The 20,494-nt window shown below is 66.7% G+C and carries 20 protein-coding genes; 5 read left to right on the top strand and 15 right to left on the bottom strand.

Features of this window, described 5'->3' with window-relative positions; translation table 11 throughout:
* The first annotated feature begins 1 nt into the window (after position 1).
* Complete coding sequence (locus AC1DYS_RS03075) at positions 2 to 151, top strand: hypothetical protein (RefSeq protein ID WP_477895930.1); 150 nt, start codon at positions 2 to 4, stop codon at positions 149 to 151.
* A gap of 20 nt (positions 152 to 171) precedes the next feature.
* A complete protein-coding gene (locus tag AC1DYS_RS03070) occupies positions 172 to 549 on the top strand; it encodes an ester cyclase (protein ID WP_477895928.1) in 378 nt (125 codons plus the stop codon).
* Between the two features lie 38 nt (positions 550 to 587).
* Here AC1DYS_RS03070 and fusA read toward each other — a convergent pair whose 3' ends face one another.
* Complete coding sequence (gene fusA, locus AC1DYS_RS03065) at positions 588 to 2,651, bottom strand: elongation factor G (RefSeq protein ID WP_477895926.1); 2,064 nt, start codon at positions 2,649 to 2,651, stop codon at positions 588 to 590.
* A gap of 197 nt (positions 2,652 to 2,848) precedes the next feature.
* Complete coding sequence (locus AC1DYS_RS03060) at positions 2,849 to 4,405, bottom strand: methyl-accepting chemotaxis protein (RefSeq protein WP_477895924.1); 1,557 nt, start codon at positions 4,403 to 4,405, stop codon at positions 2,849 to 2,851.
* A gap of 215 nt (positions 4,406 to 4,620) precedes the next feature.
* Here AC1DYS_RS03060 and AC1DYS_RS03055 point away from each other — a divergent pair, with 215 nt between their 5' ends.
* Positions 4,621 to 5,289 (top strand): glutathione S-transferase family protein, encoded by a 669-nt coding sequence (locus AC1DYS_RS03055; protein ID WP_477895922.1) that lies wholly within the window; start codon positions 4,621 to 4,623, stop codon positions 5,287 to 5,289.
* 21 nt (positions 5,290 to 5,310) lie between these two features.
* Here AC1DYS_RS03055 and AC1DYS_RS03050 read toward each other — a convergent pair whose 3' ends face one another.
* The 4 genes from AC1DYS_RS03050 to AC1DYS_RS03035 all read right to left on the bottom strand — a co-directional run bounded on the left by AC1DYS_RS03050 (position 5,311) and on the right by AC1DYS_RS03035 (position 10,617).
* Positions 5,311 to 7,938 (bottom strand): PAS domain-containing hybrid sensor histidine kinase/response regulator, encoded by a 2,628-nt coding sequence (locus AC1DYS_RS03050; protein WP_477895920.1) that lies wholly within the window; start codon positions 7,936 to 7,938, stop codon positions 5,311 to 5,313.
* A 170-nt stretch (positions 7,939 to 8,108) separates the two neighbouring features.
* On the bottom strand, positions 8,109 to 9,143 hold the full coding sequence (locus AC1DYS_RS03045; protein WP_477895918.1) for an MBL fold metallo-hydrolase: 1,035 nt from the start codon (positions 9,141 to 9,143) through the stop codon (positions 8,109 to 8,111).
* A 58-nt stretch (positions 9,144 to 9,201) separates the two neighbouring features.
* On the bottom strand, positions 9,202 to 9,861 hold the full coding sequence (locus tag AC1DYS_RS03040; protein ID WP_477895916.1) for a peroxiredoxin: 660 nt from the start codon (positions 9,859 to 9,861) through the stop codon (positions 9,202 to 9,204).
* Positions 9,862 to 9,972: 111 nt separating this feature from the next.
* A complete protein-coding gene (locus AC1DYS_RS03035; protein WP_477895914.1) occupies positions 9,973 to 10,617 on the bottom strand; it encodes a nucleoside/nucleotide kinase family protein in 645 nt (214 codons plus the stop codon).
* 55 nt (positions 10,618 to 10,672) lie between these two features.
* Here AC1DYS_RS03035 and AC1DYS_RS03030 point away from each other — a divergent pair, with 55 nt between their 5' ends.
* Entirely contained in the window at positions 10,673 to 11,185 is a 513-nt protein-coding gene (locus AC1DYS_RS03030; RefSeq protein WP_477895912.1) for a DUF1697 domain-containing protein, read from the top strand.
* Here the strand turns inward: AC1DYS_RS03030 and AC1DYS_RS03025 are convergent.
* From AC1DYS_RS03025 to AC1DYS_RS02985, 9 genes are all read right to left on the bottom strand, one after another.
* The gene (locus AC1DYS_RS03025; RefSeq protein WP_477895910.1) at positions 11,182 to 12,015 is read right to left on the bottom strand and encodes an arginase family protein; all 834 of its coding nucleotides are present in this window, start codon (positions 12,013 to 12,015) and stop codon (positions 11,182 to 11,184) included. The genes AC1DYS_RS03030 and AC1DYS_RS03025 overlap by 4 nt on opposite strands.
* Positions 12,012 to 12,353, bottom strand: a complete 342-nt coding sequence (locus AC1DYS_RS03020; RefSeq protein WP_047486580.1) for an antibiotic biosynthesis monooxygenase family protein — start codon at positions 12,351 to 12,353, stop codon at positions 12,012 to 12,014. The genes AC1DYS_RS03025 and AC1DYS_RS03020 overlap by 4 nt, the downstream gene beginning before the upstream one ends.
* Before the next feature lie 66 nt (positions 12,354 to 12,419).
* Positions 12,420 to 12,767 carry an L-rhamnose mutarotase gene (locus tag AC1DYS_RS03015; RefSeq protein WP_477895908.1) on the bottom strand — a complete coding sequence of 116 codons (348 nt, stop codon included), beginning with the start codon at positions 12,765 to 12,767 and terminating at the stop codon, positions 12,420 to 12,422.
* A gap of 8 nt (positions 12,768 to 12,775) precedes the next feature.
* Entirely contained in the window at positions 12,776 to 13,549 is a 774-nt protein-coding gene (locus tag AC1DYS_RS03010; protein WP_477895906.1) for an L-fucose dehydrogenase, read from the bottom strand.
* Positions 13,550 to 13,576: 27 nt separating this feature from the next.
* A complete protein-coding gene (locus tag AC1DYS_RS03005) occupies positions 13,577 to 14,485 on the bottom strand; it encodes an L-fucono-1,5-lactonase (protein WP_477895904.1) in 909 nt (302 codons plus the stop codon).
* A 5-nt stretch (positions 14,486 to 14,490) separates the two neighbouring features.
* On the bottom strand, positions 14,491 to 15,771 hold the full coding sequence (locus AC1DYS_RS03000; protein WP_477895902.1) for an L-fuconate dehydratase: 1,281 nt from the start codon (positions 15,769 to 15,771) through the stop codon (positions 14,491 to 14,493).
* Positions 15,772 to 15,827: 56 nt separating this feature from the next.
* On the bottom strand, positions 15,828 to 16,769 hold the full coding sequence (locus AC1DYS_RS02995) for an ABC transporter substrate-binding protein (protein ID WP_477895901.1): 942 nt from the start codon (positions 16,767 to 16,769) through the stop codon (positions 15,828 to 15,830).
* 138 nt (positions 16,770 to 16,907) lie between these two features.
* Positions 16,908 to 17,924, bottom strand: coding sequence for an ABC transporter permease (locus AC1DYS_RS02990; RefSeq protein WP_477895899.1), 1,017 nt, complete (start codon positions 17,922 to 17,924; stop codon positions 16,908 to 16,910).
* Positions 17,925 to 17,935: 11 nt separating this feature from the next.
* The gene (locus AC1DYS_RS02985) at positions 17,936 to 19,468 is read right to left on the bottom strand and encodes a sugar ABC transporter ATP-binding protein (protein WP_477895897.1); all 1,533 of its coding nucleotides are present in this window, start codon (positions 19,466 to 19,468) and stop codon (positions 17,936 to 17,938) included.
* A gap of 239 nt (positions 19,469 to 19,707) precedes the next feature.
* Here AC1DYS_RS02985 and AC1DYS_RS02980 point away from each other — a divergent pair, with 239 nt between their 5' ends.
* A complete protein-coding gene (locus AC1DYS_RS02980) occupies positions 19,708 to 20,481 on the top strand; it encodes an IclR family transcriptional regulator (RefSeq protein ID WP_477895895.1) in 774 nt (257 codons plus the stop codon).
* The last annotated feature ends 13 nt before the right edge of the window (positions 20,482 to 20,494 follow it).

Genomic DNA, 20,494 nt, shown 5'->3' with positions numbered 1-20,494 from the left:
CATGAACCTCCGGACGACCTTCGTATTGATCGTGATGGCCCTGGCCGTGCTCTCGGCGTGGTTCACGGCCCCGCCCGACGAGACGGTGCTCATGGCCTCCACGCAAGACGAATCGTCCGGTGCGGCCACGGCACGCACCGGCTGGCGCTGAGCGGTCGCGCGTGACGTGACATGAACACCGCCACCCTTTACCGCCAGTACATCGCCTGCCTGAACGCCCGAGACCTGGACCGGCTTGGTGACTTCGTCGACGAAGAGGTGGACTACAACGGCCGCCGCATCGGCTTGTCTGGCTACCGGGCGATGTTGGAAGGCAACTACCGCGATATCCCGGACCTGCGTTTCTTCATTCAGCTGATGGTGACCGACGCGACTTCCGTCGCGGCGCGCCTCAATTTCGATTGCACACCGACAGGCCGCTTTCTCGATCTGGACATCGGTGGCCGGCGTGTCTCGTTCAGCGAGAACGTCTTCTATCAGTACGTGGACGGAAGAATCCGATCCGTGTGGTCAGTCATCGACAAGGCCGCGATCGAAGCCCAGCTTTAACGCGTCGGCGGTGGCCGGAGATTCACGGGCGCCGTCAATCACTCCTCGTCACGCAGTTTGTACTGGTTCGCAAGCGCCGCCTGCTGGTTCGGTGGCACTGGGTCGTAGTGGCTCAGCTGCAGCGTGTAGCGGCCTTCGCCGCCGGTCAGGCCGTTGAGCTGGGTCTGGTAGGTCACCAGTTCGGCCAGCGGCGCTTCGCCGTTCACGATGATGCTGCCGTCGATCAGCGCCTGCGTGCCGCTGATCTGGCCACGCCTTGATGCGAGGTCGCCGGTGATGTCGCCCAGGCTCGGCTCCTGCGCCGTGATCTCTACCTTGACGATCGGCTCCAGCACGATGGGCCGTGCCTTCAGCACTGCATCGATGCAGGCCTTGCGCCCGGCGACGATGAAGGCGATCTCCTTGGAGTCGACGCTGTGGTGCTTGCCGTCGTGCACCGTGACGCGCAGGTCGTGCACAGGGTAGCCTGCGAGCACGCCGGCCTCCAGCGCCTGCCGCACGCCCTTCTCGACCGCGGGGATGAACTGCCCGGGGATGGTGCCGCCCTTCACCGCGTCGACGAACTGGAAGCCCTGGCCGCGCTCCAACGGCTCGACACGCAGGAACACCTCGCCGAACTGCCCCGCCCCACCCGATTGCTTCTTGTGCCGGTGGTGGCCTTCCGCCGGCGCGGTGACCGTCTCGCGGTAGGCGATGCGCGGCGGGCGGGTGACGACGTCGCAGTGGTGCACGTCCTTCATCCGCTCGACCAGCGTGCGCAGGTGCAGCTCGCCCAGGCCGTAGACGATGGTCTCGTTGGTGGTGACCACATGCTCCAGGCGCAGGCAGGGGTCTTCGTCGACCAGCTTCTGCAGGATCTCCCACACCCGCTGCTCGTCGCCGCGCCGCTTGGGCTCGATCGCCAGGCCGTGCACCGGCACTGGAAACGGCAGCGGCTTGAGGTGCAGGTGGTCGTCTTCGGCGGCGTCGTGCAGCACCGCGTCGAAGTGCATCTCGTCGACCTTAGCCACCGCGCACAGGTCGCCCGGCACGCCGCGCTGCACCTCCACATGCTCCTTGCCCTGCAGCATGAAGAGGTGGCCCACCTTGAACGGCTTGCGCCCGTCGCCGATGTAGAGCTGGCTGTCGCGCGTGACCGTGCCCTGGTGGATGCGGAACACGCCCATCTTGCCGACGTAGGGGTCGTTGGTGACCTTGAACACATGCGCGATCACATGCTGCGCCGGGTCGGGCACGGCCTGCATCGGCTGTGCCGCGTCACCTTCGCCTTTGAAGAACTGCGGCGGGTTGCCTTCCATCGGGTTGGGCAGCAGCCGCTCGATCACGTCGAGCAGCTCGCCGACACCCGCGCCCGTGCGCGTCGACACGAAGCAGATCGGCACCAGGTGCCCTTCACGCAGCGCCTGCTCCAGTGGTGCATGCAGCTCGCGCGGGTCGACGTCACCATCGTTCAGGTAGCGGTCGACGAATTCGGCGTCCACCTCGACCACCTGCTCCACCAGCGCGCGGTGCGCCTGCTCCACCGACGAGAACTGCGTCGGCCGCGAGGGGTGGTCGCTGGTATTGAAGAAGCAGTCGATGACCGACGTACCGTTGGGCGTCGGCAGATTGATCGGCAGGCACACCTTGCCGAAAGCCGCCTGCAGCTGCTGCACCAGCGCACCGCAATCGACGTCTTGCGCATCGATCTTGTTGACGACGATCAGGCGGCACAGCCCGCGCTGCGTGGCCCAGTCCATCATGCGCAGCACCATCTGCTCGATGCCCGCCTGCGCGTTGACGACGATCGCCGCCGTGTCCACCGCCTCGAGCGCCGACAGCGCGTGGCCGGCAAAGTCGGCGTAGCCCGGTGTGTCGATCAGGTGGATGAACGCCTCGCCGTGGCTGAAGTGCGTGAGCGAGGCCTGCAGCGAATGCAGCAATCGCCGTTCCATCGGGTCGTAGTCGGAGACGGTGGTACCGCGCTCGACCGACCCTGGCGCACAGATGGTGCCCGAGCGCACGAGCAGGGCCTCGACCAGGCTGGTCTTGCCTGCCGTCGTCTGGCCGACAAAGGCCAGCGTGCGGATGCGGGCCATGCCCGGATGGTTGGAACTCGACATGCCGACACCCCCGTGCGCGATGCGCCACAGAACAGGAAGGATCCGGATCGAGTCCTCGCGCGGCGCGCGCGCCACGGCGGGGGCTACTGGCGCCTAGCGTACGAGATCAGCGGCTGTGAGGCAATGCAAGGGCTTGCAGGGCGGTGTGCTTCAGGGCAGCGCTGAGGGCTCTGCCGGCCCTTCAGCACCGCGAGGCCTCAAGCGGCCTGCAACTTGAATCTCGACACCGCTTCGACCAGTTTGCGGGCCTGTTGATCCAGGCTTTCCGCCGCAGCGGCCGACTCTTCCACCAGCGCCGCGTTCTGCTGGGTCGCGGTGTCGAGTTCGGTCACGGCCTCGTTGATCTGGCCGATGCCTTCGGACTGTTCGTGCGATGCATTGCCGATGTGGCTGACGAGGTCGGTCACCTGCTTGACCCGGGCGACGATGTCACCCATGGTGCGGCCGGCCTGCTCCACCAGCTCGGCGCCGTTCTGTACCGTCTCGGTGCTGGCGCCGATCAAGGTCTTGATCTCGCGAGCGGCTTGGGCCGAGCGCTGGGCCAGTGCACGCACTTCTGCGGCCACCACGGCAAAGCCGCGGCCTTGCTCGCCGGCACGGGCCGCTTCCACAGCAGCGTTCAGCGCGAGGATGTTGGTCTGGAACGCGATGCCATCGATCACGCCGATGATGTCGGCAATGCGGCCTGACTTGGCGTTGATCTCGGTCATCGTCTGCACGACCTGGCTGACGACCGCGCCGCCCTGGCTGGCAGCGGTCGAGGCCTCGTGAGCCAAGCGGGTGGCTTCCTGCGCGGTGTGGGCGTTGCTCTTCACCGTGCTGGACAGCTGGTGCATCGACGCGGCGGTCTGCTGCAGGTTGGACGCCTGCTCTTCGGTGCGCTGCGACAGGTCGGCGTTGCCGGTGGCAATCTGGCCCGAGCCGGTGGCAATGCTCTCGGAGGTCTGGCGCACCGTTCCCACGAGTGCGGCCAGGCTTTCGGTCATGATCTTCATGGCACCCAGCAATTCGGCGGCTTCGTCGCGGCCCTGGGGGTGGATCGGGGTCGTCAGGTCACCTTGTGACACAGCGCGCGCCACTTCCACGGCATTGCTCAGCGGCCGAGTGATGGACGCAGTCAGCAAGCCGGCCAGCACCAGCCCGCACAGCGTGGACAACGCGGCGATGCCCAGCATCAGCGAGCTGGCCCGGCTGGTCGTCTCATTGATCGTGGTCGCGGTCTTCTGCATCAGCGCCAGCTGCGTGTCCTTGAAGGCGTCGAGCGTCTTGAAATAGGCGTCCTGGATCGGGCGGGTTTCCTGCAGGTTGATGCGTGCAGCTTCTTCCTGCTGGCCCGCAGCGGCGGCGGTGAGCACCTTGTCCATCGACTTGGTATAAGCCCCGCGCTGCGTTGCCATCTGCTGGAGCGCATCCTTTTCAGCGTCGGTGACGGCGCCTTTTTGCAGGGCCTCCAGCAGCTTGGGGTTGCGGGCGCGCATTTCTTCACGCCGCTTCTTCTCGCGGTCGACCACGGCGGTGTCCTTGCCCGCCAGCACGATGTCGCGGGCGCTGAGGGCTGCCAGGTTGACGTTGTCCTTCAACTCGCTGATGTTCAGCACCATCTGCATGCGCTGGTCCGCCAGGGAATTGACCATCTGGTCGACGCCTGCCAGCTGGCGCCAGCCCAGCAGTGCGACGGCCAGGCCGAAAAGGATGACAAGCACGAAGCCCGCTACGAGGCGCGTACCAATCTTGACGTTGTTGAGGATCAGCACACGAGCTCCCGCTTCGATTGTTGAATGTGGGCGGTATATCGGCGGCCCTCGGGGTAACTTGATGGCGCGTGGGCGTTCGGGGGAAACGAGGACGTGATCTCGGAGATTCAGCGAAAAAAGACCTGCTCAAGGTGTCGATTTCAGCCCTTCCCGGACGTCGAGTAGATAAGTAGCTGTCAGGCACTCAACGAAACACCTCCCGAGGAGACATCACCATGACCCTTCCGACCACCCCGACGATCACGGTCTTTGAACGGTCTCCTGATCGCGGCAAAGGGTTGGCGCGTGACATGCGCGTTCGTTGGGCGCTCGAGGAAGTGGGCCAGCCTTACGAGGTTCGCCTGGTTTCCTTCGCTGCGATGAAGGAGCCCGCGCACCTCGCGCTTCATCCTTTCGGGCAGATTCCGACCTACGAAGAAGGCGATCTGGTCCTGTTCGAGTCGGGTTCCATCGTGTTCCATCTCGCAGAGCGCCACACCGGGCTGCTGCCTGCCGATGCGAATGCCCGGGCACGGGCGATTACGTGGATGTTTGCCGCCGTCAACACGGTCGAGCCGCCGATCCTCGATCTTCAAACAGCCAAGTTCCAGGAAGGCGACAAGCCCTGGGCCGAACAGCGCCTGCCGCTCGTCAGGGACCGCATCCGCGTCCGGCTGGGCGAACTCTCCACCCGCCTGGCGCGTGCCGACTGGCTCGACGGTGTGTTCAGCGCGGGCGACTTGATGATGGTGTCCGTCCTGCTCCGGTTGAAGCCGTCGGGCCTGGTCGACGAATACCCGAACCTGGCCGCCTATGTCGCCCGCGGCGAAGCGCGGCCCGCTTACCAGCGAGCGTTCGCAGCCCAGCTGGCGGTGTTCACCGGCAATGCGCCGGCGGGTGCCTGACCGGGCGCCCTGATGGTCGCTCTAAGGCGAGCGATCAGGCGAAATCCAGCGCGACAGCGTGGCGAACATCTCGGCCACCTTGATCGGCTTGCCGATGTGGTCGTCCATGCCGGCGGCGAGGGCCTTGTCGCGGTCGCCGACCATCGCGTTCGCGGTCATCGCGATGATCGGCAGCCCGCGCAGCGCAGGCTCGCGCCGCAAGATGGCCGTCGCTTCATAGCCGTCGAGGACGGGCATCTGGCAGTCCATCAGCACGCCGTCGAACGATTGCGTGCCGAGGATGTCGATCGCCTGCTGGCCGTCTTCGGCGATCGTGACGACGATGCCGACGCGAGACAGCAGATCGCGCGCCAGCTCCTGGTTGATCGGGTTGTCTTCGACCAGCAGGATGCGGGCGCCGCGCAGCCCCGCCTGTTGCAACTGCAGGGCGTCCGGCGGGCGGCGGTGGCCGGTTTCGACGGCGCCCGCCCGTGCGGGCTGCAGGCCCAGCCTCGCGGTGAAGCTGAAGCGGCTTCCCACCCCGGGCTGGCTGTCGACGTGGATGTCCCCGTCCATCAGCGCCACCAGGCGGCGGCAGATCGCGAGGCCCAGCCCCGTGCCGCCGTAGCGGCGGCTGGTCGACGCATCGGCTTGGGTGAAGGGCTGGAAGAGCTGCCTCTGCTGCTCCATCGTCATGCCGATGCCCGAGTCGCGTACCTCGAAACGAAGCAGTGCCGAGGTCTCGTCCCGTTCGGCCAGGTCGATGCCGACGACGATCTCTCCGCGTTCGGTGAACTTGACGGCGTTGCCGCCGAGATTGAGCAGGATCTGTCCGAGCCGAGTCGGGTCGCCTATCAGATGGGTCGGCACCGTCGGCGAAGGAAGGAAGAGCAGCTTCAGGCCCTTGTCCTGCGCCTGCATGCCGATCAGGCTGGCGATGTGGTCTATCACGTCGGACAGGTCGAAGTCGATGCGCTCCATGTCGAGTTTGCCGGCTTCGACCTTCGAGAAGTCGAGGATGTCGTTGATGATCGCCAGCAGCGACTCGGCCGAGCGGTGCACCGTCTCGACGTACCGGTGCTGCTGAGGGTCCAGCGGGCCCTGCAGCGCGAGGTACGACATGCCGAGGATCGCGTTCATCGGCGTACGGATCTCATGGCTCATGCTCGCGAGGAACTCGCCTTTCGCGCGCGAGGCAGCTTCCGCCGTCTCGCGGGCCTGGCGGTCGAGGTCTGCACGCTTGCGCTCCGTCAGGTCCAGCACGTACGCCACGCCGGACTCGTGTTGCCCATCGAGGAACGCGGCACCGACGAGCACGGGGATACGGTGGCCGTCGCGATGCAGGTATTCCTTCTCGTGAGCGCGGCTGCCACCGGTGCGCTGCATCTCTTCGGCACTTCGCGCATCCGCCGCTTCGTGACCCGGCGGCGTGATGTTGTCCCAGCGAAGGCGACCCGACCGCAGGTCATCACGCGACCAGCCCAGCAGGCCCAGGAACGAATCGTTGGCGTCGACGATGCGCCCGTCCGCGTGCCAGAACACCACGCCGATGATGTTCGACTCCACCATGCGATGGATGCGGTCCTGGTAGGCGCGAAGCTCGCTGATGTCGCGGCCCACCATCAGCACGCTCGTCACCGCTTGTTCGGCGCCGAACTCCGGAGTCAAGTTGACGAGGCTGCAGACGGGTTGGACCCGCGAATCGGTCCAGTTCATCTCGAAGGCGAAGGCCCGGCCGTTCTGCACGACGTCGGCCAGGCGCTCCCGCAATTGGCGGCCGGCCTCGTCACCGAGCATCCGTGCCGCATCGAGCCCGACCAGCGCCGCCGGTGCCGAGTGGGTGTGGGCGGCCAGGGCCGGGTTGGCATACAGGCACGCGAGCGAGCGGTCGAACCGGGCGATCACGTCGGGGGAGTTTTCGACCAGGGTGCGGAACTGCCGCTCCTGCTGCTCCAGCGCAGCCTGCAGCTCGAGACGCGCGGTCACGTCGCGCGAGACGGTGATCACGTGCGCAGGCTGGCCCTCGCCCATCGGCATCTTCGAGATCGACAGCTCAAACCAGTGGCGGCCCACCGGCGTGTCGACCGCGATGACCTTGCCGAGCGACAGCCCGGTCTCGTCCGCCTCGCGCAGAGCGGCCTTCGCGATGGCGGCGCTCTCGGGCGGCAGCACCTCGTCCACCGTGCGCCCGATCAGGTTCTCGCGCGATGCCGCGAGGAGCTCGGGGTTCTTGGTCCAGGTGTTCAGGTAGCGCCCGTCGACAGTACCCTCGAACAGAAAGTCCGGAAACGCGTCGATGATGCCTTGCACGAATGCCAGAGTTCGCTTGAGCTCCTGCTCGGACGCCTTGCGAGACGTGATGTCGCGCGCGTAGCGGATGGTCAGGCTTTCCTGGCTCTTCACGGGGAGCGGCGCGCTCCAGGTTTCAATCCAGCGTGTGTCACCGCGGGGGTCGAGGTAGTGCAGCTCTGACAGCCCAGCCGTGTCGGTGGCGTTCGCCGCGCTGTCGCGCGCGAAGCGAAGGTCGCTCGGTGTGCCGTCGGGCGACTGCGGCGCATCGTCGCGAAGCCATCGGTTGAAGGGCTCGTTGCCGAGCACCAACCGGCCTTGTTCGTCTTCGAGCCAGACCAGGAAGGGCAGGCTGTCGACCAGCGCACGCAGGAACGGCATGGACTCTTCACCAGGCATCGAGGCGCCCCGGCGGAGTTGCGGCTTTGTCGGAAGGAGGCATGCGTCACCTGGACAAGTCTGGCGGCTTGCGCACTGTGCGCAGGCCGCTTCAGACCAGTATCACCGAAGGTGACGTCAGGGCCGGCTTTCCCGCCTTGTTCAGCGTCGCCCTAAGCCCCGGTGTCCAGCGGATACCCCGCCTCGCGCCATGCCTTCATCCCGCCATCGAGCGCAATCGCACGGCGGAACCCCATCTCGTGCAGCGTGGCCGCAGCGAGCGTGGAGATGCGGCCGAATTCGCAGACGGCGAGCACGCGCTGCGTGGGGTCGGGCAGTTCTTCGTTGACGCGCAGTTCGAGCTGGCCGCGTGGCAGCAGGCGGGCCCCGTGCACGTGGCCGGCCACATAGGCCTCGCGTTCGCGTACGTCGAGGATCACCAGGTCGCCCGGCTGTTCCTCCACCTGGCGGCGCAGTTCTTCTAGCGACATGAACGACACCGACGCCGCGGCTTCGGCCAGCATCTCGGCCACGGTGCGCCCGCCGTTCATGTTCGTGCGCAGCGCTTCAGTCAGGTGGGTGGGCATGCCGAGATTGAGCTCACGCATCATCGTGACGAAGGCTTCGCGCTCGCGTTTCTGCAGACGCGGGTTGTCGGCGATCTCGGTGCCCAGGGTCGAGTGGCTGCGGCCTTTGTAGTCGTGGGCGGGGTAGACCTTGAGCGCCGGATCGAGCTTCAGCAGGCGGTTGAACAGGCTGTCGTGCAGGGCCTCGGGATCACCGCTGGGCAGGTCGGTGCGGCCGGTGCCGCCGATCAGCAGGGTGTCGCCGGTGAACACGCGGTCTTCGACGATCAGGCACATCGAATCGCTGGTGTGGCCGGGCGTGTAGAGCACGCGCAGGCGCAGTTCGCCCACGGCGATCAGCTCGCCGTCGTCGACGCGCAGGTCCACGCCGGGGTAGGCGCTGCGGCGGTGCATCACCGTCTTCGCGCCGAGCTGCTCCGCCAGCCGGCGCGTGGCCGAGAAGTGGTCGGCATGGGTGTGGGTGTCGATCGCGTAGCGGATGCGCAGGCCGTGCTGCGAGGCCAGGGCCTGGTAGCGATCGATCTGGCTGTTCTCGGGGTCGATCAGCGCGGCAACACAGGTCTTGGCGCATCCCACCAGGTAGGACTGGCAGCCGCCGGTGGCGATCTGTTCGAAGAGCATGGTGCCTCCGGCGGGTTGTGTGGTCGCCGACAAGCCGCGGCTCCCGGCAGAGAGCTGGTCAGACCGGCTGCTTGACGATCCGCAGGTAAGGCTTGGGTGCCTTCCAGCCCTCGGGGTAGAGCTTCTTCGCGTCGTCGTCGGACACCGAGCCGGCAATGATCACGTCGTCGCCCGGCTTCCAGTTCACCGGCGTGGCGACCTTGTGCTTGGCGGTGAGCTGCATCGAGTCGAGCACACGCAGGATCTCGTCGAAGTTGCGGCCCGTGGTCATCGGGTAGGTCATCATCAGCTTGATCTTCTTGTCGGGGCCGATGACGAAGACCGAGCGCACCGTGGCATTGGTGGCGGCGGTGCGGCCGTCGGAGGTGCCGGGCTCTTCGGCCGGCAGCATGTTGTAGAGCTTGGCCACCGCCAGATCGGTGTCGCCGATCATCGGGTAGTTGACGGCGTGGCCCTGGGTTTCCTGGATGTCGGCGGCCCACTTCGAGTGGTTCTCGACCGGGTCGACGCTCAGGCCGATGAGCTTGGTGTTGCGCTCCTTGAAGTGCTTCTCGATGCCGGCCATGTAGCCCAGCTCGGTGGTGCACACCGGCGTGAAGTCTTTCGGGTGCGAGAACAGGATGGCCCAGCTGTCGCCGATCCACTCATGAAAGCGGATCGGGCCTTGCGTGGTCTGGGCCGTGAAATCGGGTGCGGTGTCGTTGATGCGCAGAGACATGGTGAACCTCCTGGGTGGATGGGCCGAACATGCGGTCGGCGTGCTCAAGGCGTCGACCAATATAACGACCGGCTGAGGCGGTCGCAAGCCAACTGCCTCAGTGCGAATGTCTCATTGGTTGTGCCACTGGAACACGAGCTTCGCCCGCGGCCGGGTCGCGGCGATCAGGCGTGCATTCGGCTCGTCCGTCTGCGCCACCCAGGCGGTTGCCTCCTGCGGGCTGCGTCCGAACTGCTCGTGGCGTTGCGTGAGGCGCGAGGTGCGAAGCCCATCGTCGACCTCGACGTACCAGACGTCGTCGAGCAGCGCGCCCACCTCGGCCCAGGGCCCCTGGTCGAGCAGCAGGTAGTTGCCTTCGGTGATTACGAGCTGCGTCTGCGGCAGCACGGCAATGGCGCCGGCGATCGGTTCTTCGATCTCGCGGCGGAACTCGGGGGCGTAGACGATCTCGTCGGGTCGCTGCGCGCGCAGGCGCCGCAGCAGTGCCGCGTAGCCTGCGGCATCGAAGGTGTCCGGCGCGCCCTTGCGGCCGGATCGGCCGAGCCGCTGCAGCTCGACGTTGGCGAGGTGAAAGCCGTCCATCGGCACCACCTGCGACACGTCGGCGAAAGCTTGCTGCAGCGCCTGGGCGAGGGTCGACTTGCCAGCACCCGGCGGGCCGACGAGGCCGAGCAACTTGCGCTGCCCGTCTTGAAGCAGACCGCGGATGCGGTGCACGAAGTTCTCGGGAACGACAGGGAGTTCTGGTGAAGGCATGGGTCGATCGTAGTCCACGTGTTTCAGCGCGCAGGCGCCCCTAAACTCGGCGCCCATGTCCTCTTACATCGCCCTCCTGCGCGCCGTCAACGTCGGTGGCACCGGCAAGCTGCCGATGACCGAACTGAAGGCCATGTGCGAGGCAGCAGGCTTCCAGAAGGTCGCCACCTACATCGCCAGCGGCAACGTGGTGTTCACCAGCAAGCTGGCCGAAGCCAAGGTCAAGGCCGCATTGGAGAAGGCGATGCAGGCCTACGCCGGCAAGCCCGTCGGTGTGATGGTGCGCACGGCGGCCGAGATGGCGGCGGCGCTGCAGCAGAACCCGTTTCCCGAAGCGCCCGGCAACCGCGCCGTGGCGATCTTCCTGGACGAACCGCCGCCGCGCGATGCGCTGAAGGCGGCGACCGGCCAGGCGGAAGAACAGATGGCCTTGGGCACGCGTGAGATCTACGTGTTCTACGGTGACGGCATGGCCGACTCCAAGCTCAAGATCCCGGCGGCCAAGAACGGCACGGCGCGCAACATGAACACCGTGGCCAAGCTGGCGGCGATGGCCGCGGCGCTCTAAGGCCGCGCCGTCGCCCAGGCGGCCGACAGGCTGTCGAGCAAGGTCTCGGCCGATGCGGGCGGGCCGCCCGGATCGAAGCTGTCTTCGAACTCGGCAATCTCCAGGCCGACGATGCCGTTCACGGCCAGCACGGCAAAGGCCTCGCGCACGTCTTGCCAGCCCAGGCCACCCGGCACGTGGTACTCGGTGGGCACCAGGCCGGGCTCGAGCACGTCGCAATCGAAATGCACGTAGGCGGGGCGGCCTTGCAACGCGCTCGCAAGCCGCATGGCCAAATTCGAGCCGGGGCCGACGAGGGTGATGCCGGCTGAAGCGATGAGGCGCGCCTCGGGCGGGTCGATGTCGCGCGAGCCGACGAGCACCAGGCGCTTCAGGTCCAGCCCCGCGCCCAGGCCGCTGTCCCACAGTCCCGCGGTGCCGCTGAGCACCAAGCCGCCGAGGTAGCCGCTGGTCGAGCTTTGCGGTGTGTTGCAGTCGGCATGCGCGTCGAACCACACCACGCAGGCCTCGGGGTGGTGACGCACTGCCACCGGCAGCGTGGCCAGGGCCGTGGCGCAGCGGCCCATCACGGTGAGCGGCACGGCACCCGCCGACAGCACGGCGTCGCAGCGTGCAGCCAGGGCCGACAACCCGGCGCGTGCCGCAGGCAGCTCCACCTCCCAACTGCCGGCCAGCGGGGGCTGCGGCTCACCCACGCGCACAGGCGTCAAGCCGGTGCGCGCGGCCCATGCCGCCCCGAGCCTCGGCGCCGCCCGCATGGCAAGCGGGTTGCGGTCACCGGCGCGGCCCTGGAAGACCGTCAGCGCGAAGGACGTGGCGGGTGCCTTCATGGGCTGCGCAGCGCGGCGGACGCAATCGACAGAGGCCGCTGCACATCACCATAGCTGCGCAGCACCTGCGAGATGACGACCTGGTAGCCGTCGAGCCAATTCGATTGCGCGGCCTTGGCCTGCAGGTGAGCCGGGTGCTGCATCAGGGCCTGCAAGGCCTCCAGCGATTCCCAGAAGTAGACGTTGGAGACCAGGCCGGCGCAGTCGCCGCTGCCTTCCCAGGCCTCTTCGCCGAGGTAGCCCGGCAGGCTGCGCGCGACTTCGGCGATGGTGGCGTCGAGACGGTGGAACTCGTCGTCGAACTGCTTCTTCGCAAAGGTGAAGGTGGCGGAATACATGGGCAGCCCCAGGTGCTTGGCAACAGGGCCGCGAGTCTAGAGCTTGCGTGTGTCCCCGTGAAGATGTCAGCCCGATGAGGGTGAGGCCAAGTCGAAGATGCGCGCCGCCTCGACCCACTTCTGCCCCTCGGGTGTCCACGGCGTGGGCGCCTGGTAGTGCCACATCAGCGTCTCCCAGGCCTTGAGCCGCGGATCGTTCGCCTCGCGCTCGGCCTTGCGCGCGGCGTCGAAGCGGGCGTCATCGGTCTCCATGAACATGCACAGCCGCGTGCCGAGGCGGTAGATCTCCATGCCGGTGATGCCGGCGTCGCGCAGGTGCTGTGCGACCTCAGGCCACACGGCGCGGTGGTGCGCCTCGTATCCGGTGATGAGCGCGGGGTCGTCCTTCAGGTCGAGCATCAGGCAATGGCGCATCGGGTCTCCTAGAGAGCGCGGTCGAGGTGAACGTAGCCGCCGTCCGGGTGCAGCCACTGGCCGGTGGTGTGGGACGAACGGTCGGACAACAGGAACACCACCATGTCGGCGATTTCTTCTGCCGTGGTCATGCGGTGGCCGAGCGGGATGCGCGAGTTGATCTTCTGCAGCGAGGCGGCCGGGTCGGGATGGGTGGCGAGCCAGCGCTCGTACATCGGCGTCATCACCTCGGCCACCACCACCGCATTCACGCGCACGCCAAAGGGTGCGAGCGATGCCGCCCATTCGCGCGTGAGCCCCAGCATCCCGGCCTTCGCGGCCACGTAGCCGCTGGTGCCGCCCTGGCCGGTGAGAGCAGTTTTGGAGGCGATGTTGACGATGGCGCCGCGCCGGGCCTTCAGCTGTACCTCGCACAGGTGAGCCAGGAGGTAGGTGTGGACTAAGTTGGCTTCGAGCGAGCGCATGAAGGCCGCGCGCCCGGCGCTCAGCGACACGCCGTCGTTGATGCCGGCGTTGTTCACCAGGCCATCGATGCCGCCATAGGTGGCGAGCGTGGCGTCCACAGCGTCGCGGCAGGCGGCTTCGTCGGTCAGGTCGAGCTGGCTTGCGCTCGCACGCGGTGACGTCGCCCGCCACTTCGCGAGCAGCTCGGTCGCGACCGGGCTGCGGTCGAACACCACCGGCACCGCGCCTTCTTGCGCGAGCTGTGAACAGATGGCGGCGCCGATGCCGCTGGCGCCGCCGGTGACGATGACGATCTTGTCTTGGAGGTGCAGGTCCATGGGTGCTGAGGTGGCCCTTCGACAGGCTCAGGGCGAACGGGGCTTGGACTCGGCCGAACGGAAGTGGGGCTCGGCAGCGAGGCCATAGCAGCGCTGCGCGTTGCCGCCCCACAGCGCATCGCGCTCGCTGGGTGACAGGCGCAGCGTCGACCAGTCGTCGACGAGCGCGACCACTTCGGCATGCGACGCGGCCAGCTGGCACACCGGCCAGTCGCTGCCGAACATCAGGCGCTCGGGGCCGAAGAGCTCGAGCGCCACGTCGAGGTAAGGGTGGAAGTCGGCCCGTGCATGGCCCTCGAGCCGGCCATCGCGCCAGTTCGCTTCGGTGACAAAACCAGAGAGCTTGCAGCTCACATGTGGCAGCGCAGCCACCGGCCGCAGCGCCTCGCGCCAGGCCTGCAGCACCGCAGGGTCGCGCTTGCGGATAGCAGGCTTGCCCAGGTGGTCGAGCACCAGCGCATGGCCATCGAGCGTGGCGCAGAAGTCGGCCAGGCCGGCGAACTGGTGGTCGTAGACCAACAGCTCGTAGACCAGGCCTTGCGCCTGCACTGCAGCCACGTTGCGGCGGAACACGGGGCTGTCGATCACCGCGCGCACGTCCGCTTCGCCTTGCAGCACGTGGCGCATGCCCTTCAGCGCAGGCTGCTCGCTCCAGCGTGCGAGGCGCGAGGCGGCATCACCTTCGCGCAGCTCCATCCAGCCCACCACGCCGGCGATCCACGGGTGTTGCGCGGCCAGGCCGAGCAGGAAGTCGGTCTCGCCCTCTTCGGTGCGCGCCTGCACGGCGATGCAACGATCGATGCCGCTGGCCTGCAGATGCGGAAGCAGGTCGTCGGGCAGCCAGTCGCGCGCAATGCGTTCCATGCCGGGGCCGATCCAGTCGTACTGAACCGGGTCGTAGCGCCAGAAATGCTGGTGGCTGTCCGTGCGCAGCATGGCGGTCAGCCTGTGTAGGTGTACTGCGCCAGCGACTCGGGCTTCATCTCGATGGAATAGCCCGGGCGCTTGGGCGGCATGTAGGCCGCGTTGCGCACCACGCACGGGTCGACGAAGTGCTCGTGCAGGTGGTCCACGTACTCGATCACGCGGCCTTCTTTGGTACCGGCGATGCAGAGGTAATCGATCATCGACAGGTGCTGCACGTACTCGCACAGGCCCACGCCGCCGGCATGCGGGCAGACCTTCAGGCCGTACTTGGCCGCCATCAGCATCACCGCGAGCACCTCGTTGACGCCGCCGAGCCGGCATGCGTCGATCTGTACCACGTCGATCGCGCCGCGCATGATGAGCTGCTTGAAGACGATGCGGTTCTGGCACATCTCGCCGGTGGCGACCTGCATCTGGCCTTTCATCGCCTCGCGGATGCGGCGGTGGCCTTCGATGTCGTCGGGGCTTGTCGGCTCTTCGATGAACCAGGGCTTGGCGAAGGCCAGGTGCGGCAGCCATTCGATGGCCTGGTCGACATCCCACACCTGGTTGGCGTCGATCATCAGCGTGAGTTCGGGGCCGGCCACCTGGCGTGCGATGCGTAGGCGGCGGATGTCGTCTTGCAGGTCGCGGCCGACCTTCATCTTGATGTGCGAGAAGCCGGCATCCTTGGCCTCTTGCACCAGGCGGCGCAGCTTGTCGTCGGGGTAGCCGAGCCAGCCTGCGCTGGTGGTGTAGCTCGGGTAGCCGTTGGCTTCGAGGTCGGCGCGGCGCTCGGCCTTGCCGACGCCGCGCTCGCGCAGAAGCGCCAGCGCTTCGGCCGGCGTGATGCAGTCGGTGATGTAGCGGAAGTCGATCAGCTTCACGATCTCTTCCGGCGACATGTCGGCCACCAGCGCCCACACCGGCTTGCCTTCGGACTTGGCCCACAGGTCCCACGCGGCGCTGACGATCGCACCGGTGGCCAGGTGGATGGCGCCCTTGTCCGGGCCGATCCAGCGCAGCTGGCTGTCCGAGGTCATGTGCCGCCAGAAGCGGCCCATGTCTTCGGCGATCCAGGCCAGGCTCTTGCCGACGATCAGGTGCTGCATCGCGCGGATGGCGGCGCAGCAGATGTCGTTGCCGCGGCCGATGGTGAAAGTGAGCCCATGGCCCGCCAACCCCGGCGTGTCGGTCTCCAGCACCACGTAGGCGGCCGAGTAGTCGGGGTCGGGGTTCATCGCGTCCGACCCGTCGAGCAGCTTCGAGGTCGGGAAGCGCACGTCGATCACGCGCATCGAGCGGATGGTGGTCATGGGCAGTCTTTCAGCACATCGTTCCGGGTGTCAGTCGCACAGCTCGGTCGTACCAATCAGTCGTACAGAACGGCTGCGATCTTCGGGTCGGTGATGTTGGTCTTGTCATACCAGTAGAAGCCGGTGTCGATGATCTTCGGCAGCTTCTCACCCTTCAGCGCCTTCACCGCCGCCTCGACGGTCTTGTAGCCAATGCCCACCGGGTTTTGCGTGATCGCGCCGGCCATTTCGCCGCTGGTGATCGCCGCCTTCTGCTGCTTCCCCGAGTCGTAGCCGATGATGACGATCTTGCGTTTCATCTCCTTGGCGCCGTTCAGCACGCCGATGGCCGAACCCTCGTTGGCGCCGAAGATGCCCTTCACATTAGGGTTGCCTTGCAGGATGGACTTGGTGATCTCGGTCGACTTGAGCTGGTCACCGCCGCCGTATTGCACCGAGACGATCTTGACCTTCGGGTAGGCCGACTTCATGCGGTTGAGAAAGCCGTCGCGCCGGTCGATGCCGGTGCGGCTGGTCTGGTCGTGCACGACGAGTGCGACCTCGCCTTCCTTGCCGATCAGCTCGGCCATCTTGTCGGCAGCCAGGCCGGCGGCGGCCGCGTTGTCGGTGGTGGCGGTGGTGACGGGGATGTCGCTGTCCACACCCGAGTCGAATGCCACCACCGGAATCTTCGCGGCCTGCGCCTTCTTCAGCAGCGGCGTCGCGGCCTTGCTGTCGAGCGCAGCGAAGCCAATGGCCTTCGGGTTCTTGGCCAAGGCGGCCGAGAGCATGTCGATCTGCTTGTCGACCATGGCTTCGGTCTCGGGGCCTTCGAAGGTGACGCGCACCTTGTAGTCTTTCGCTGCCTGTTCGGCGCCCGACTTCACCGCCTGCCAGAACTGGTGCTGGAAGCCCTTGGAGACCAGCGGGATGTAGATCTCTTGCGCGAGGGCCTGGCCGCTCAGGCCGAGGGTGGCGCTCAGGCCGAGGGCAATGCCCAGTGCTCTTCTCTTGATCATGCGTTTGTCTCCTGTTGTGAGTGAGTCCGGATGCCGCCCGGATGCGGATCGATGCACACGATGCTCAATGGGGCACCCTACGCACTTCGTGCGGTCCCGCCAAGCGGGAATGAGCACCTTCGGGCGGCCGGGTGGTACTCATGCCTTGCCGCGGCGAAGGATGTCGGTGTAGACGGCCAAAATGATGATCACGCCGGTGACCACCGTCTGCCATTCCTGGGCGACCGACATGATGCGCAGGCCGTTGATCAGCACGCTCATGATGAACGCGCCGATGATGGTGCCGAGGATGGTGCCGGTGCCGCCTGAAAGCGAGGTGCCGCCGATCACCACCGCGGCAATCGCGTCCAGCTCGTAGCCCTGCCCCAGCGCGGGCTGCGCCGAGTTCAGGCGCGAGGCGATCAACAGGCCGGCGATGCCGCAGATGGCGCCGCTGATCGAATACACCACGATCTTCCAGAACGAGGTGTTCACGCCCGACAAGCGCACCGCTTCTTCGTTGCTGCCTAGCGCAAAGGTGTAGCGGCCGACCAGTGTCTTGTTGAGCACGATGCTCGCGCCCACCGCCACGAGAAAGAGGATCAGCACCGCATTCGGAATCGGCAATGAAGGCAGCAGGTCGCCGATCAGCGAGTCTTGCGAGATGGCAGTGAAACCCGGCGTGTCGTTGAAGTAGATCGGCTTGGTGCCTGAGATCACCAGCGACAGGCCCTTCAGCAACATCATCATGCCCAGCGTGGCGATGAAGGGCGGAATCTTCAGCTTGGCGATCAGCACACCCGAGGTGAAGCCGCACAGCGCGCCGAACAAGATGGCCGCGAGGATGCCCAGCGGCAGCGGCATGCCCCAGTAGGTGAGCACCACGCCGGCCATCACCGCGCAGAAGGTCATCATCGTGCCGACCGACAAGTCGATGCCGGCGGTGATGATGACGAAGGTGCAGGCGATCGCGAGCACGCCGTTGACGGCGGTGGATTGCAGGATGCTGACCAGGTTGTCGGTGGTCAGGAAGTTGGATGACGCCGCGGTGAAGAACGCCATCAGCACGATCAGGCTCGCGAAGGCGAGCAGCTTCTGACGCGTGGCGGGGTTGAAGAGCGCGGTCTTCACACTGCTGAAGGCGCTGGGGCGCGGGATCGAAAGTTCCTGGGTCATGGGGTGTGTCCTCAGGCCGCCTGGGCCAAGGTCGGGTTGGGTGCAAGCGCTTCGCGCTGGGTGGCGAGCTGCATGATGGCTTCCTGCGTGGCACCGTGCCCGCTCAGCTCGCCGGTGATGCGGCCTTCGCACATCACCAAAATGCGGTGGCTCATGCGCAGCACCTCGGGCAGCTCTGACGAGATCATCACGATGGCCTTGCCTTGCGCGGCCAGCTCGCGGATGAGCCGGTAGATCTCGCTCTTGGCGCCGACGTCGATGCCGCGGGTGGGTTCATCGAAGAAGAGGATGTCGCAGTTGCGCAGCAACCATTTCGCGATCACCACCTTCTGCTGGTTGCCCCCTGACAGCAGCCGCACCGGTTGCGCGACCGACGGTGTCTTGATCTGCAGCTGACGCACATAGTCCTGCGCGATGCGCCGGGTGGACGCGGTGTCGATGAAGCCGGCCTTGAGGAAGCGGCGCATGCTCGAGAGGGCGATGTTGGTTTCCACATCCAGCCCGATGGCGAGGCCGAAGTGCTTGCGGTCTTCCGACAGGTAGCCGATGCCGTGGCGCACCGCGTCTTCGGGCGAAGCGATCTTCACCAGCTTGCCGTGCACGCGCACCTCGCCGGCGTCCAGCGGGTCGGCACCGAAGATGGCGCGGGCCACCTCGGTGCGGCCGGCGCCCATCAGCCCGGCAAAGCCGAGAATCTCGCCACGGCGCAGCGTGAAGCTCACGTCGCGCACTGCGCGGCCGCGGTTCAGGTGCCGCACGTCGAGCGCGACCTCGGCCTTCGAGGTGTCGGGGATCTCGGCGTGTTCGCCGCTGGCCAGCTCGCGCCCGACCATCATCGCGATGATGCGGTCGACCGGCGTGCTCGCCATCGCCACGGTGGCGACGGTCTGGCCGTCGCGCATCACCGTCACGCGGTCGGCGATGCGCTGCAGCTCGTCCATCTTGTGCGAGATGTAGACGATGCCCACGCCGCGCGCCTTCAGCTGTGCGATCACGCGGAAGAGGTCGGTGACCTCGGCGTCGTTCAACGCGGCGGTGGGCTCGTCCATGATCAGCACGCGAGAGTCGAACGACAGCGCCTTGGCGATCTCCACCATCTGCTGCCGCGCCACGGTGAGCGAGCCCACCACGGTGCGTGGGTCGAGCTGCAAGTGCAGCGTGTCGAAGATCTCGCGTGCGCGTGCGTTGAGCGCGTCTTCGTCGAGGAACAGGCCGAAGCGGCGCGGCTCGCGGCCGATGAACAGGTTCTGTGCCGCCGTCAGGTGGTTCATCAGGTTGAGTTCCTGATGGATGATGCCAATGCCCAGCTGCTGCGCAGCGCGCGGGCTGTCCACCTCGACCGGCTTGCCATCGAGCAGCATCTCGCCGCCGTCCCGCGTGTAGACGCCGGCCAGGATCTTCATCAGCGTGCTCTTGCCCGCGCCGTTCTCGCCCATCAGCGCATGCACCTCGCCGGGCAGCAGCTCGAGGTTCACCTGGTCGAGCACGCGCACGCCGGCAAACGACTTCGACACCTGCGTGAGGCTGACGAGCGGAGCGGTCATGCGGCGCTCAGTGCAGGGCCAGGGCAGCCCCGGGCGTGTCGTTCAACGGGCGGTTCATCGGCGATGTCTCGGGACGTGTTCTGGTTTTCACCATCAGTTCATATACGAACATGATGTTCATGGGTGAATGTTGTAGAGTCCAGGCGCATCTGCACAGCCCGAGGTAACCCTCACTCGATTCAGCCGAGCTGAGCGACGCATTGCCCTTGACCCATTGCAACCCTTATCCAAAATGCACAGTGAGCACTGACAACGAAGCGCCTGATCGCTACCGTGCGCCTGCCCTCGACAAGGGCCTGGACATCCTGGAGCTCCTGGCCGAGCAGCCCCATGGGTTGACGCGCGCCGAGATCGTCAAGGCCATGGGCCGCAGCCAGAGCGAGATCTACCGGATGCTCGAGCGCTTGGTGGCACGCCACTACGTGACCCGCTCGCCGGAGGGCGACCGCTACGCGCTGGGGCTGAAGCTCTTCGTGCTCGCCCACCGCCACCCGCCCTACGACCGGTTGGTCGCGCGCGCGCTGCCGGTGATGGACGCCTTTGCGAAGGCCGCCGAGCAGTCGTGCCACCTGGTGGTCTACGAACACGGCAACCTGACGGTGGTGGCTCACGTGGCCAGCCCCAACAACTGGGGCCTGTCGCTGCGGCTTGGGGTGCGCGTGAACCTGGTCGACACCGCTTCGGGCCACGCGATGCTGGCCTTCCAGAGCCCGCAGCGGCAGGCCGAGATGCTGGCCGATCACGAGGTGCTGGAAGGCGAGGTACCGATGTCGGCTGCCGATCTGCAGGCCTTGCTGGAGCGCGTGCGCGCGCAGGGCCACTGGGAAGGCGAGAGCCAGCAGGTGTTCGGCGTCACCGACATCTCGATCCCGCTGCGCGACCCCTATGGCAACGCCTACGCGGTGCTCACCTGCCCGTTCATCCGCCGCATCGACCAGCACGTGGGTCCGGACATCGCCAGCGCGCGAAGCCTGCTCGCGCAAGCCGCACAGGGCCTGTCGATCGGCGCTTGACCACAGCGGTAGC

It is taken from the genome of Rhizobacter sp. P2_G4, from assembly GCF_056403575.1.
This window is presented reverse-complemented; position numbering and strand designations above follow the sequence as displayed.

Bases quoted from the DNA above. Each gene is read 5' to 3' on its own strand.
- AC1DYS_RS03005 (WP_477895904.1), bottom strand. From the start codon at position 14,485: ATGCTGCGCACGGACAGCCACCAGCATTTCTGGCGCTACGACCCGGTT.
- AC1DYS_RS03000 (WP_477895902.1), bottom strand. From the start codon at position 15,771: ATGACCACCATCCGCTCGATGCGCGTGATCGACGTGCGCTTCCCGACC.
- AC1DYS_RS03045 (WP_477895918.1), bottom strand. From the start codon at position 9,143: ATGCTCTTCGAACAGATCGCCACCGGCGGCTGCCAGTCCTACCTGGTG.
- AC1DYS_RS02995 (WP_477895901.1), bottom strand. From the start codon at position 16,769: ATGATCAAGAGAAGAGCACTGGGCATTGCCCTCGGCCTGAGCGCCACC.
- AC1DYS_RS03070 (WP_477895928.1), top strand. From the start codon at position 172: ATGAACACCGCCACCCTTTACCGCCAGTACATCGCCTGCCTGAACGCC.
- AC1DYS_RS03075 (WP_477895930.1), top strand. From the start codon at position 2: ATGAACCTCCGGACGACCTTCGTATTGATCGTGATGGCCCTGGCCGTG.
- AC1DYS_RS03040 (WP_477895916.1), bottom strand. From the start codon at position 9,861: ATGTCTCTGCGCATCAACGACACCGCACCCGATTTCACGGCCCAGACC.
- AC1DYS_RS03020 (WP_047486580.1), bottom strand. From the start codon at position 12,353: ATGTATTCCGCCACCTTCACCTTTGCGAAGAAGCAGTTCGACGACGAG.
- AC1DYS_RS03030 (WP_477895912.1), top strand. From the start codon at position 10,673: ATGTCCTCTTACATCGCCCTCCTGCGCGCCGTCAACGTCGGTGGCACC.
- AC1DYS_RS03035 (WP_477895914.1), bottom strand. From the start codon at position 10,617: ATGCCTTCACCAGAACTCCCTGTCGTTCCCGAGAACTTCGTGCACCGC.
- AC1DYS_RS03055 (WP_477895922.1), top strand. From the start codon at position 4,621: ATGACCCTTCCGACCACCCCGACGATCACGGTCTTTGAACGGTCTCCT.
- AC1DYS_RS03015 (WP_477895908.1), bottom strand. From the start codon at position 12,767: ATGCGCCATTGCCTGATGCTCGACCTGAAGGACGACCCCGCGCTCATC.
- fusA (WP_477895926.1), bottom strand. From the start codon at position 2,651: ATGTCGAGTTCCAACCATCCGGGCATGGCCCGCATCCGCACGCTGGCC.
- AC1DYS_RS03050 (WP_477895920.1), bottom strand. From the start codon at position 7,938: ATGCCGTTCCTGCGTGCGCTGGTCGACAGCCTGCCCTTCCTGGTCTGG.
- AC1DYS_RS02985 (WP_477895897.1), bottom strand. From the start codon at position 19,468: ATGACCGCTCCGCTCGTCAGCCTCACGCAGGTGTCGAAGTCGTTTGCC.
- AC1DYS_RS02990 (WP_477895899.1), bottom strand. From the start codon at position 17,924: ATGACCCAGGAACTTTCGATCCCGCGCCCCAGCGCCTTCAGCAGTGTG.
- AC1DYS_RS03010 (WP_477895906.1), bottom strand. From the start codon at position 13,549: ATGGACCTGCACCTCCAAGACAAGATCGTCATCGTCACCGGCGGCGCC.
- AC1DYS_RS03025 (WP_477895910.1), bottom strand. From the start codon at position 12,015: ATGAAGGCACCCGCCACGTCCTTCGCGCTGACGGTCTTCCAGGGCCGC.